Genomic DNA, 13174 nt, shown 5'->3' on the forward strand with positions numbered 1-13174 from the left:
CTAAAAATACATATTTTATTATAGTTGTGATAAAGTTAATTTAGGTAATTTGTAAAAGGAGATAATATGAAAAAGCTTATAGTCACATCTACATTTATAACTGCTTTAGTATCTGTGAGCTATGCCACTGAGCTAAAAGGTAGCGACTATATTTCAACTGAGGTTGGCTCAACATATAACTACCAACGGGTAAATGCTGATGATAAAGATAAATTCACAATCCAGACTACTATTAAAAGTTGTAATAATACTAAAACTTCATGTGAATATGTTAGCCAAATCAAAGACCCTAATGGTGAAGCCAATCTTAGTTCAAAATACAAGTATAGCTATGTTGTTAGTGCTGATGGCGCTGTTTATATAACCTATCCAAACTCAAAACAACAAACACTATTATTACCAGCTAAAATTGAGTTTAACAAAATCAGAAATGATAATGGTTCAAATGTCGATACTAAGTTTACAAATACTTATGAGTTTAAGAAACAAATTCCTAAAATAACTATTAATGGCAATAAATATAATGATTGTATTGAGCTTGAGACTAATTCAACAATTCAATCTAATAACAAAGTACAAAAAACCCAAAGCCAAGAAATATATTGTAAAGGGATTGGATTAGTTAAAGAAAATCTCAAGGAAACTAATAACTCAAGTAAACCTATAACTTATAAAAATATACTTATCTCAATTACAAAATAGTCTTTATATTATGAAAAAGATACTTTTTTCTTTAATTTCAATAGCATTATTATCAAGCTGTTCTACTACTATAATCAACGGCAGTGATTATATATCTATGCAACCTGATACTCAGTACCGCTATAAAAGAACCGCGCTAAAAGCAAATAAGTCTATTTTTATTGATATAGCTATTGAGTCTTGTAATAATGACAACACAAAATGTCAGTACTTTGTAACTGTAAAAAACACTAAAGATAAAATATTAGAACAATATTATGAGACATATTATGTAAATTACTTTGGTGACGTGTATTTAACCGATAAGGTATATCCTAACAGCACCCTACTTTTACCTGCTAGAATCACACTAGGTCAAGAGATGCTTTTAGATAATGGTGATAGATATGGTGCTGTTAATGAAAAACTACTTGCTTATAAAATTATTCCTGAAATTGAAGTAAATAACCACAAATATAAAAACTGTGTAAATATCTTATTTGAAACAACAACTCCAGCAGAGTCTGTAGATCTAAAGCTAGTAACTGATGAGATAACTTGTAAAGGTATTGGCTCTGTCCAAAAAGAAATGCAGATGTCATATAAACCTAAACATGCTAATACTAGTGCAGAAGAGATAAGTAATAGTGTTATGAAATTTGCAGCTACAAAATCTATAGGAAAAGATATGGCTCCTGTAGGTTTTCTTAAGCCTTTTGGACAAAAAACCATAAACCCCGATAGTAATGATTTTATTCTTATAGATACCTACTTAGATATTTTGCAAGCCATTACACAAAAATAAGCGACTTTTTGTAATAAAATTAATAACCAAACTCTATAGCATATGAGCGAGAAAAAGCCTGTTGTGGTTGTATATCAACATTACCAATACGATACTCAATATCAACATCCATACCTAGTGTATCACTTCTGCCACACCATGGTTCGATACATACATACGGAGCATTTGCTTTAGGTTTTGACCATAAACCAAGATATTCAAAACCATCAAAAGTCACTTCAATATATCTATTAGAGCCTTTCTCAGCTAGCCTAACCCTCTTATCTGTGAAACCACTATATACCAAAGCATCATTATCAAAAGTATTATTATCTAGCTCAATCTTAGATAATTTGAAATGCTTGGTTTCTCCAGTATAAAAAGCCTCTGGTGTAATAGGATGAAAATCTAATTTTTGCTCAGAGAATGTAATCTCATAATCATTTATCTGATGTTTATCATCAAACGGACAAGCAAATGCTGGATGAGCTCCAAAACCACATGATGCAATATTATCATCTAAGTTTATGATATTGTATTCTGTGATAAGTTTATTAGCTTCAAGAGTGTATGTGACTCCAAACCTTAGTCTAAATGGATAGTTTTCTTTGGTAGTCTCCATAGCTAAGATGACACTATTTTCACTATGTAAAACAATATCAAATACAGTATGGCGAGCAAGACCATGATTACCCATAGGATATTCTTTACCTTGGTATTTGATCTTATTATCGTGAGATTTACCCACTACCGGAAATAGTACCGGAGACACTCCAGCCCATACGCGACCATCACCAGACCACATATACTCATGCTCTGTTACTGTATTGATAACAGCGCGAACTTCAGCACCTAGCTCACTAATCTCTACTAATAAATTAGCATTTTTGATTGTAATCATAACAATACCCCATCGCTATTAGTGAAGAGGGGATTTATGTCAAAAGTGGTAGTCATTCCATTCCCTCTCGAGAGGGGTGCCAATTTATTGGCGGGGTGTGGTGGCTTGACCGCGGAATCTAGGAAATAGGTTTTTAAAATCTATTTCTACAAATACCACTTACCAAACAATACCCTCTTCAGGGTTAACTTCAATATCTTCACTAAAAAATGAGTAATTTAAAATCCAGGATTTAAAATACTCTACTAGTATTTTATCACAATATAAATGAATAGATTAAATAGTAAATCTTTATTTTAACTACAGTAATTCCCCTTGATTTATGAAGGGGAATTAACTTTTTTTAGCTTTGATTTATATCTTGATGCTTTAATAACACAAAATACTGCAGGTATCATTGTTAATAAGATCGTAACTATTAGCACAGGAACAAAATTATCTGCAAAAAATGGAATAGCTATAAAACCAACATATGGATATATATTTTTGCATATCGGCATAGCTAAATCTCTTCCCTGTGAACAAGGAGATAAAAAATAGTTTGTGACAATGTATAGCTAACTATTAATAAAAGTAGTATACTATTTTTTATTTAAGCTATGGCCTATTCACATCACTTTATAAAGAAGGTATTAAAGTTAAAATCAGAGGGTATGAGTTTTCTAATCTTGGCTGATAAATTTAATATAAGTGTTAGAAGTATCCAACAATGGTTAAAAGGGAATCTTCCTAAAGGCACTAGAAATAAACCTAATACAAAACTTGATATGAATAAGCTAAAACAAGACGTTATAGATTATCCTGATAGTTATTTACAAGAAAGAGCTACTAGGTTGGTCGTAAGTGAGTTTTGTATAAGCTATAACCTTAAAAAGTTAAATATTACATATAAAAAAACTCTAATTCACCCCAAAGTAGACGAAGAGAGGCGAGAATTATTCAGGAATAAGATTCAATCTTATAAAGATCAAGGGTTACCTATATGTTATCTTGATGAATCTGGTCATGCCTTAGATATGCCCCGAACTCATGGTTACTCTACACAAGGGCAAAGATGTTATGGGGTATGCAACTGGGGAGCTAGAGGTCGAACCAATGTCATAGGTGCTTTGATTGGCAAGGTATTATTTGCTGTTGGACTATTTACAAGCAATATTGATACGACTGTGTTTACAACTTGGGTAAAACATTTCTTATTACCTATCTTAAAAACTACAACTGTTATAGTAATGGATAATGCTACATTCCATAAAAATATAGATATGTTAAAAATGATTCGTGATGCAGGGCATATTATAGAGTTTTTACCTCCATACTCACCAGATTTAAATCCAATAGAGAGTAAATGGTCTGAGAAAAAAGCATATATCAGAAAACATAATTGCTCCGTGGAACAGTGTTATGCATATTAGTTTTATACATAGTTATCTATATAACACAGGAATCTCACATATCCACGATAAAATTGTCCATTTCCAATAACTTTTTTTTTATCTTTAATTTCCACACAATTCTCTCAATAGTTTTAAAAATTAAATTCCCCTTCATTTATGAAGGGGTGGCAGTCGCAGACTGACGGGGTAGTTTTACTTAATCTACCCAACCCACTTCCTAGCATTTCTAAACATTCTCATCCATACAGAATATTCATCATACTCTGCTGGGATATACGAGTTTGTAATCGCTCTATAGACACGCTCAGGATGTGGCATCATTGCAAGGACACGACCATCTAGAGCTGTGACAGCTGTTAGACCATTTACAGCACCATTTGGATTATATGGATATATTTCTGTTGCTTGACCTTGCCCATCGATATATTTAAGAGCTACTTGTGAGCTTGCTAGCATAGCTTGTTGCTGGCTGTCATTTTCAAATAATGGACGACCCTCACCATGAGCTACTGCAATTGGTGCTTTTGTGCCTGCCATATCAGCAAACCAAATAGAGTCAGACTCTTGAATCTCAACCATAGAAACTCTAGCCTCAAATTGCTCTGATTTATTCTTGATAAATATCGGCCAGTTTTCAGCTCCTTTGATTAATGATTTAAGTTGTGCCAGCATTTGACAACCATTACACACACCCAGTGCTAGAGTATCATCACGACCAAAGAATCTACTAAACTCATCTCTTAGCTTCTCTGTAAATAAGATGTTTTTAGCCCAGCCGCCGCCAGCACCCAAAACATCACCATACGAGAAACCACCACAAGCTACTAACACTTTAAAATCTGCCAAAGTTACACGCCCAGCATGTAAATCTGACATATGGACATCATGAGCCTCAAAACCAGCTGTAGTAAATGCTGCTGCCATCTCAACTTGACCGTTGACACCTTGCTCTCTTAGGATTGCTACTTTTGGCTTCTCAATATTGACAAACTTAGCTGTAATATCCTCTTCAAGATCAAATGTCGCCTCAACATGGATACCCTTATCATTAGTATTTAAGATACTATCAAACTCTTGTTTAGCACATTCACTATTATCACGAATTGATTGGATTTGATAAGAAGTCTCAGCCCACCATCTTTGTAAATTCACGCGTGTATTTGAGTATACTTTCTCGCCATTTACAAAGATATTTAGCTCCTCATTAGAGTTTAGCTTAGCTATTGCACACAGGTGAATTTGAATATCTTTGAACATCTCTTCAACTAGTGCTACATCGCTATTTTTAACTTGGATAACAACCCCGACTTCTTCAGCGAAGAGTTTCGCCAGCACATCTTGGGTTTGTAGTTTAATATCTAGACCTTTACGCCCAGCAAACGACATTTCCACTAGAGTTGCAAATACACCACCATCAGATACATCATGATATGCTAAGATTTTATTTTCAGCTTTTAGCTTTGTGATATTTTCAAATAGCACTTTCAACTTACTTGCTTCAACATCCGGTGCAACATTACCAACTTGGTTATAAGCTTGAGCTAAACATGAAGCTCCAAGTCTACCAGCACCATTTGATAGATCAATATGTAATAAAGTTGTATCATTATCATCTACTAAAACTGGTGTAAGAGTCTTACGTGCATTAGTAACTGGAGAGAAACCAGAAATCACTAATGATAATGGCGATGTTACTGATTTAGCTTGACCATTATCAGACCACTTAGTTTTCATTGACATTGAATCTTTACCAACTGGTATTGCAATACCTAACTCTGGTGCAAATTCCATACCAACAGCTTTGACAGTCTCGTATAACTTTTGGTTTTCATCACCTTGATTTGCAGCAACCATCCAGTTCGCCGATAGACGAATATTACTTAGTTTCTCAATATCTGCAGCTAATAAATTTGTTACAGCCTCAGCAATTGCTAATCTACCAGAGGCAGCCGCATTAATAGTTGCAACAGGAGTTCTCTCACCCATTGCCATTGCTTCACCAGCTTGGCTATCTACAGTTGCAGTTGTTACAGCACAATCAGCCACTGGGACTTGCCATGGACCTACCATCTGATCACGAGCAACCATACCTGTAATACTTCTATCACCAATTGTGATTAGAAAAGATTTAGAAGCTACAGCTGGTACTTTTAGTACACGCTCAATCGCCTCATCTAACTTAATAGCACTTGTATCAAAAACATCCTGATGAACTTTAACTGTTTTCACATCAATATGCATTTGTGGAGTATTACCAAATAATAATCCCATTGGTAAATCAACCGGCTTATTATCAAAATACTCATCATTAAGAGTAATATGTTTCTCAGAAATTGCCTCACCTACTACTGCAAATGGACATCTTTCTCTATTACATAACTGCTCAAAAAGTTCTAGCGATTCGGGATCTACAGATAATACATATCTTTCTTGTGACTCGTTTGACCATATTTCTAGTGGAGAAAGCCCTTCTTCGCCAACATTTACTTTCCTAAGCTCAAAATATCCACCAACGCCACCATCTTTGACAAGCTCTGGAAACGCATTTGAAATACCGCCAGCACCAACATCATGGATAAATGTGATTGGGTTATGCTCGCCCATCTGCCAACATCTATCGATAACTTCTTGGCAACGACGCTCCATCTCAGCATTATCACGCTGAACTGATGCAAAATCCAACTCTGAATTTGCTTCTGATGAAACTACAGATGACGCTGCACCACCACCAAGACCAATACGCATAGCAGGTCCACCAAGACAAATTAGCTTAGCTCCTACTTTGATATCACCTTTCTCAACGTGCATTCTTTTGATATTACCCATACCACCAGCAATCATAATCGGCTTGTGATAACCGAACATTTCTTTACCTGTAGATGTATTAACCTCTTGCTCATAGGTACGGAAATAACCATTTAAATTTGGACGACCAAATTCATTTGAGTAATGAGCACCACCTATAGGCGCTTCTAACATTATTTGTAAAGGTGTTACAATATGGTTAGGCTTACCATATTTACTAGTCTCCCAAGCCTGTTCAAAACCTGGGATATTTAGATTTGAAACTGTAAAACCGGTCAAACCAGCTTTTGGTTTTGCTCCAAGACCTGTTGCACCTTCATCACGAATCTCACCACCAACACCAGTTGCCGAACCACTAAATGGCGCAATCGCAGTTGGGTGATTATGAGTCTCAACTTTTATCAATATATCTACTTCCTCCTGATGAAAGTTATAAATACCTGTTTGAGTACTTGAATAAAATCTCTGCGCTGTTGTACCCTCTATCACAGCGGCATTGTCTTTATATGCAGAAAGTACTCCTTTGGGAGATTTCTCAGTAGTATTTCTAATCATCTTAAATAATGATTTATCTTGCTCCTGACCATCGATAGTCCATTTGGCATTAAAGATCTTATGGCGACAATGCTCTGAATTTGCTTGAGCAAACATATATAGCTCAGTATCTGTTGGATTTCTACCAAGCTTGGTATACTCATCAGTCAAGTATGCTATTTCTTGCTCACTGAGCGCTAGACCAAGCTTTTTATCAGCAGCTTTGATTGCTTGCTGGCCATTTTCTAAAACGTTGATAAATTCTAAAGCTTTAGGAGTTCTAGCTTCAAATAGGTGTTGTAAATCCTCTTTTGATGAGAAAATCTCTTCGACCATACGATCATGAACGATATCTTGAATTTCTTTTAGCTCACTAGTAGTAACTTGCCCCTCAATACCAAATAAAATTGCTCGCTCAACTCTCTTGACAGTATTAATACCAGTATTACGGATAATATCAGTAGCTTTAGAAGACCACGGCGAAATAGTACCAACTCTAGGTGCTGTAATAAAAGTATGACCTTTTGGATTAGCTGAACCATACTCTTTATTGTAATTAAGTAGAGATTTAATAATCTGTTCTTGTTTACTATTAAGCCCTTGATCAATTTCAACAACATGGATATATTGCGCTGATATTAACTCAACCTTGCTAGATATTTTTTTAGCAGCTACTAAAATTTTCTCTCGTTTAAAAGGAGACAGTGCACTTAAACCTTCAAAAATCCTAATCATTAGTTATCAAATCCTTTGTATTTTTTTTCTAATTCTTTTAACTCTTTACGATGTTTCTCTAACGCATCTAGATAAGCATCGTCAACATCACCTGTAATGTAATTACCAGAGAAAACACTATCCTCAAACTCTCTAATCTTAGGATTTTGCCTTTGAATAATCTCTTTTAGATCTTCTAATGGTAAGTATATCAGCCCATCTACACCAATCCATTGGCGAATCTCTTCTATAGTCTTTCCATGAGCAATTAAATCTGACTTAACCGGCATATCAATACCATAAACATTTGGATAACGAACGGCTGGAGATACTGAAGCAAGATAAACAGATTTAGCACCTAAATCTCTAATCATTTCAATAATACGCTTTGATGTTGTACCACGGACAATAGAGTCATCAACAAGTAGAACATTTTTATCCCTAAATTCTGCTGGAATAGGGTTTAGTTTTCTTCTGACAAAATTCTTTCTATCAACATTCTCTGGCATGATAAAGGTTCTACCAACATAACGGTTTTTGACAAAACCCTCACGATACTCTACCCCTAATGCTGTTGCAATCTCTTGAGCAGAAGCTCTACCTGTTTCAGGCACAGGGATAACGATATCTATATCCTTATCTTTCCATGCTTCTTTGATTCTCTTGCTTAAAATTTTGCCAGCATCTACTCGCGCTTGATAAACACTCACACCATTCATAATACTATCAGGACGTGCAAAATAGACATATTCAAATAGACAAGGTGCTAATACTGGATTCTTTGCACAGATTTTAGAGTGAACCTTTCTATCTTCTGTAATTATTATCACCTCACCAGGTTCAACATCACGCAATACTTTAAATCCGGAAATATCTAAAGCAACACTTTCACTAGCGACCATATAGGCTTTTTCACCATTATCATACTCTTTAAAACCAAGTACAAGTGGACGAATACCATAAGGATCTCTAAAGGTAATTAAACCAAAATTTGCTATCATCGCAGTACAAGCATAGCCACCCTTAACATGCTCAAAAACAAATTTACATGCTTTATAAACAGCCTCTGGAGTCGCAGATCCTTTTGATTTATTCATACCACAAGCAAAGAAATTAAGTAATAATTCTGAATCCGAACTTGTATTAAGATGACGCCTTTCGATATCATGGAGCATTTGCGCAAGCTCTGGCACATTAGTCAGATTACCATTATGAGCAAAAACTATACCATGAGGATTATTTACATAAAAAGGTTGGCTATCTGCTGCACCCAAACTACCTGCTGTAGGATATCTTACATGACCTATACCCATATTGCCTTTTGACTTTTCTAGTTTTTCATCTGTAAATACATCACTGACTAGGCCTGTATTTTTACGGATAAAAAAGTGTCCTTGATCCATAGTTGCGATCCCTGCAGCATCTTGACCTCTATGTTGCAAAAGACTTAAACCATAAAATAACGCATAACTAACCTGATCTGGTCCAGCGACTCCAATTACTCCACACATAAACTTCCGACTACTCTTAGTATAAATTAATTATTAACAAACATATTATAACAATATTTAACACAATAAATTAATCAAAATTGTCTAAAACACTAATGCGCAAAACTACTCCTTTTCAATACTTTTAACTTTCCCTCTAATGAATCAATTACCGCAACTAAATCTCTAATCATCAACTGTGCTAAGTCATAGCTAAAGCCTCTTCTAACTAATACACGCATAACCACTAAATCTTCACGATTGTTTGGCATTGTGTAAGCTGCTATTTGCCAAACTTATGTCCTGATGCTCCATCAACATGAACCGGAATATCTATACCAGTTTGTTTTTCAAAACCATCAAGTGCTTTACATACTTCTTCTACCGGCTCATATTGCCCTGTAAAAGTTACACCAAGCGTTGGTACTACACCAATTGTGTTTTCATCACATCTTTCTAGCACCGCCTCTGGAGTCATTATCAGGCTGTCTTGAGACATAGGTATTTCTCTAAGCTCTATATCCCAATATCTAGCAAATTTATGCCAACATACTTGAACTGGACCTGTAACTAAATTTGGTTTTGAATAATCTCTATCTTGAGCTTTCATTTTATCGCGCCAGCGCCATTTCATCGCCATACCGCCAAGCATAGCAGCCTCTGATGAACCTGTAGTCGAACACCCCACCGCGTTCTCAGAGGATGAGTTCCACAAATTTGCTAAAATATTTACACAGCGTGATTCTATTTCAGCAGTCTGTGGATATTCATCTTTATCAATCATATTTTTATCGATACAATCGTTCATAATCCTATGAATAAAATCATCAACTTGTGTTTGACAAAATGTCGCTAGATTCTGCTTTGAATTACCATCCAACATTAACTCATCTTTGATCTCTTGATATACTTGTAGTGGATCTTGTGAATTCTGTGGAATTTTAAACTTTGGTAAAGATTGTTCGAAAAAATCCAAGTTATCGATAGCATTATTTTTACCGTGTAGTGCCATAATCCTCTCTCTAAAGCTGTATCTGTTTAAATTTAAAATCTACTATCTCGAATAGGTTAATTTTCTGAGCAAAAATATTTTTACAACATATTGAAAATATTGAATCATCATATGAAAATGTCACAAAATCTCTTGGATAATTATTACTAAGCCATAAGTTATTGATTTTGCTAAAATCAGCACTACTCAAGCCTTTTGCTATACCAAGTGAGTCTCTTTTTACCTGTGCTTCTTTGAGTGTCCACAAAGCATAAAAATCCTTAGCAAGGTTATTACTAATAGCTAACTCATGGCTTTCTAACTCGCTAAAGTAACGTTGTGCGATCCTAATAATATTTCGTCTAGCTGATAGTTTTTCAATATCTACACCAATCTCTTGATCACCAACAGCGATTATAATCTTTGTCTGTGTATGACTAATATTAAAAAAAACAGCGTTATCTTTTAGATAAGGTTTACCACACTGATTTAAAAAAATTGGTGAAGAAATATGATAAAACTCTTCTAAGACAAAATAGCGAATAAACTGTGAAAATATTTTTTGCTTATTATTAAACCTTGCTGAATCAATATTTCTGCAACAAAGATAGTCTTTAAGATCCTCAGCTTTGTATTTCTCAAAATCCAAAATAAAAGCTGAGACTTGCGGCATCAAACTAATTACTCCGTTGCGATCTGTGATATTATATCTGTAGTGCCTAAAATAGTATTAACGTACTCAATATCTTTGTAAGTCAAGCTTCCTTGTAATTGCTTTAAGCGCACATAATCTTCAACATAGTTAAATATAGCATCTGCAAATGATAACTGTGCTTGAACAAGGATTGCCTGACGGTTAAGCAAGTCAACAATTGTCTGTGTCCCTGCTTCAAAACCTTCTAATATAGCTTTTACAGAAGCTATACCTGAATACACAGACTTCCTAAACGCCTCGATTCTAACTGCATCAAGGACAACTGTTTGATATGCCTCTACTGTACTAGCGTAGACTTCCCTCTTGGTTTGTAGCAAGGCATAGTTTGCTGCTTGATTATCATAACTAGCTTGCTTAAGTTGAGCATAGTCAGAACCACCTCTTAATAAATTCCAGCTAACTTGACCGCCAATATTAGCAACATCATATTTGGTTGGGATTTCGGCTATTTGTGCTGGTGACCCAGAGAGAGCATTACGCGACATCATTATGCCACCGGTTAAATTAGCTTGAGGGAAAAATTTACCCCATTGAATTCCAACACCTTCTTGTGCTGCTTCATATTCAAATTTTTTCTGCGCTATATCAAGATTATATTTCTCAGCCGTATTTAACCAATAGTTAATGTCATCTGGAACAGGATTACCAAATTCAGTATCTTTTGATATATATAAAATTGAACTTATACGCTTACCGATAAGTTTAGCCATCACAGCTTTGGCATTGATGAAATTTCTTTGTGCATTAACCCTATCAGCGATTGCTTGACGATATTGAGCATCTGTAGTTTTAAAATCCGCATATGAAACCATACCCGAGTTATACTGATATTTCTGAGTCAGATATAACTTTTTGTTCCAAGCCTCGTTTGCAAACTGAAACTGTAGCGCCTGCTCTGCTCTTAGTAGCTCAAAATATGCAGTAACAGTATCAGTTATAAGTGTCTGTTCAGCTTTAGCATAAATCATCGCATATGACTTTTGCAAATAAGTTGCTTGTGTATATGTTTTCCACTTACTCCAATCAAAGAGAACCTGAGAACCATTAAAATTTACAACATTTGAAGTGTCATTGACTCTACCACCAAACTGATTATACAAATCTCTTCTAAGATTATAACTAAAATCAATCTGTGGTAATAACGCACCTAAAGCAGTCGGCACAGTTTCAACATTTGCCGCAAAAGTCGATCTTGCCGCCTGATAATCAGCATTATGTTCAGCAGCTAGCTTATAGATATCAACCAAGCTATAATATTTGTCCTCAGTATCACCAACCATCGCGACTTCATCAGCCTTTTTAAGATTATAGAATTTATTGTCTACCTTAATCTGGTCTGCTTTGGCATATTGTTTTTCGACACTATATGGATTTTCAGCAACATCAGTACCAATAGGTCTTCCTGCATACTTATATTCAGGGACAGGTGTATCTTCATTAGCTAAAGCTAGGCAGAATCCCAAAAAACCTAAAAGATATAATGTTAACTTCTTCATAGTACTCTTTACTTATTATATGTATTAAAAAGAAAACTCTTTTGGTAGGTTTGCTTTGGAGTTTTTGTTATTAAGTACGCTTTATCACATATAGCTGTTCTAACGACAAATATTAGCCTACCACCAGTTTCAAGAAGCCCTAATAGCGACTCATCGATCTCATCTTCTGTAACAACATTTGAGATGTATATGCAATTATATTTTTTACCATTTTTTTTAATATTAGTCATATGCTCAGCACTATTAAACTCAACATTATATATACCAATATTTGCCAGCTGACGTCTTGATAAAGCTAGTCCCAGATCATCATAGTCAACAAGATCAACACTTTTACATAGCTTAGCTATTAAGGCTACTGGATAACCACTTTCTAGCCCAAGTTTTAAGATATTATCACTAGCTTTGATAGCTAATGCTTCTACAAGCTTAGCTGTAAACATTGGACTTCTTAATTCTTTTTCACCTATAAATAAATTTGTGTCACAATAAGCTAAACTTTGAATCTCTCTCGGTAAAAAAATCTCTCTAGGAATATCTGCCATAATTTTAGCAACACCATCTAAAGAAAGCCCTTCAGTAAGAACCTGTTGCTTTACCATATTTTCTCTAGCAAGCTCAAAATTCATATTAGATCCTATTAAATAATTGAGAAGTAAATTTCATCTA

Annotated in this window: 10 protein-coding genes and 1 pseudogene; 3 read left to right on the forward strand and 8 right to left on the reverse strand. The window is 35.0% G+C overall.

Features of this window, described 5'->3' with window-relative positions; genetic code table 11:
- Window positions 1-66 precede the first annotated feature (66 nt).
- The gene (locus FSC454_RS08895) at window positions 67-702 is read left to right on the forward strand and encodes a hypothetical protein (protein WP_066046034.1); all 636 of its coding nucleotides are present in this window, start codon (window positions 67-69) and stop codon (window positions 700-702) included.
- A 10-nt stretch (window positions 703-712) separates the two neighbouring features.
- Window positions 713-1486 (forward strand): hypothetical protein, encoded by a 774-nt coding sequence (locus FSC454_RS08900; protein WP_066046031.1) that lies wholly within the window; start codon window positions 713-715, stop codon window positions 1484-1486.
- Between the two features lie 19 nt (window positions 1487-1505).
- Here the strand turns inward: FSC454_RS08900 and FSC454_RS08905 are convergent, their stop codons facing one another.
- Window positions 1506-2366 carry an aldose 1-epimerase family protein gene (locus FSC454_RS08905; RefSeq protein ID WP_066046028.1) on the reverse strand — a complete coding sequence of 287 codons (861 nt, stop codon included), beginning with the start codon at window positions 2364-2366 and terminating at the stop codon, window positions 1506-1508.
- Window positions 2367-2686: 320 nt separating this feature from the next.
- Entirely contained in the window at window positions 2687-2866 is a 180-nt protein-coding gene (locus FSC454_RS09715; RefSeq protein ID WP_156860532.1) for a hypothetical protein, read from the reverse strand.
- Window positions 2867-2965: 99 nt separating this feature from the next.
- On the opposite strand from FSC454_RS09715, the gene FSC454_RS08915 reads away from it, so the two are divergent.
- Entirely contained in the window at window positions 2966-3778 is an 813-nt protein-coding gene (locus tag FSC454_RS08915) for an IS630 family transposase (protein WP_071794746.1), read from the forward strand.
- A 183-nt stretch (window positions 3779-3961) separates the two neighbouring features.
- Here FSC454_RS08915 and purL read toward each other — a convergent pair whose 3' ends face one another.
- The 6 genes and pseudogenes from purL to FSC454_RS08945 form a co-directional block, all read right to left on the reverse strand.
- Window positions 3962-7834: a phosphoribosylformylglycinamidine synthase gene (gene purL / locus FSC454_RS08920; protein ID WP_066044921.1), complete on the reverse strand. Its 3873-nt coding sequence runs from the start codon at window positions 7832-7834 to the stop codon at window positions 3962-3964.
- Window positions 7834-9324 carry an amidophosphoribosyltransferase gene (gene purF, locus FSC454_RS08925; RefSeq protein WP_066044923.1) on the reverse strand — a complete coding sequence of 497 codons (1491 nt, stop codon included), beginning with the start codon at window positions 9322-9324 and terminating at the stop codon, window positions 7834-7836. The genes purL and purF overlap by 1 nt, the downstream gene beginning before the upstream one ends.
- A gap of 92 nt (window positions 9325-9416) precedes the next feature.
- Window positions 9417-10315 (reverse strand): annotated as a pseudogene (locus tag FSC454_RS08930) (pyridoxal-dependent decarboxylase).
- A 10-nt stretch (window positions 10316-10325) separates the two neighbouring features.
- Window positions 10326-10967: a 4'-phosphopantetheinyl transferase family protein gene (locus tag FSC454_RS08935; RefSeq protein WP_066044925.1), complete on the reverse strand. Its 642-nt coding sequence runs from the start codon at window positions 10965-10967 to the stop codon at window positions 10326-10328.
- Window positions 10968-10975: 8 nt separating this feature from the next.
- Window positions 10976-12505: an outer membrane channel protein TolC gene (gene tolC, locus FSC454_RS08940; RefSeq protein ID WP_014549049.1), complete on the reverse strand. Its 1530-nt coding sequence runs from the start codon at window positions 12503-12505 to the stop codon at window positions 10976-10978.
- Between the two features lie 8 nt (window positions 12506-12513).
- The gene (locus FSC454_RS08945; protein WP_066044927.1) at window positions 12514-13134 is read right to left on the reverse strand and encodes a protein-L-isoaspartate O-methyltransferase family protein; all 621 of its coding nucleotides are present in this window, start codon (window positions 13132-13134) and stop codon (window positions 12514-12516) included.
- Between the last annotated feature and the right edge of the window lie 40 nt (window positions 13135-13174).

It is taken from the genome of Francisella hispaniensis FSC454 (genome assembly GCF_001885235.1).
In the GTDB taxonomy this organism is placed as follows: domain Bacteria; phylum Pseudomonadota; class Gammaproteobacteria; order Francisellales; family Francisellaceae; genus Francisella; species Francisella hispaniensis.

Coding starts and splice junctions, on each gene's coding strand:
- FSC454_RS08905 (WP_066046028.1), bottom strand. CDS start 2,366: ATGATTACAATCAAAAATGCTAATTTATTAGTAGAGATTAGTGAGCTA.
- FSC454_RS08900 (WP_066046031.1), top strand. CDS start 713: ATGAAAAAGATACTTTTTTCTTTAATTTCAATAGCATTATTATCAAGC.
- FSC454_RS08915 (WP_071794746.1), top strand. CDS start 2,966: ATGGCCTATTCACATCACTTTATAAAGAAGGTATTAAAGTTAAAATCA.
- FSC454_RS08935 (WP_066044925.1), bottom strand. CDS start 10,967: ATGCCGCAAGTCTCAGCTTTTATTTTGGATTTTGAGAAATACAAAGCT.
- FSC454_RS09715 (WP_156860532.1), bottom strand. CDS start 2,866: ATGCCGATATGCAAAAATATATATCCATATGTTGGTTTTATAGCTATT.
- purL (WP_066044921.1), bottom strand. CDS start 7,834: ATGATTAGGATTTTTGAAGGTTTAAGTGCACTGTCTCCTTTTAAACGA.
- purF (WP_066044923.1), bottom strand. CDS start 9,324: ATGTGTGGAGTAATTGGAGTCGCTGGACCAGATCAGGTTAGTTATGCG.
- FSC454_RS08945 (WP_066044927.1), bottom strand. CDS start 13,134: ATGAATTTTGAGCTTGCTAGAGAAAATATGGTAAAGCAACAGGTTCTT.
- FSC454_RS08895 (WP_066046034.1), top strand. CDS start 67: ATGAAAAAGCTTATAGTCACATCTACATTTATAACTGCTTTAGTATCT.
- tolC (WP_014549049.1), bottom strand. CDS start 12,505: ATGAAGAAGTTAACATTATATCTTTTAGGTTTTTTGGGATTCTGCCTA.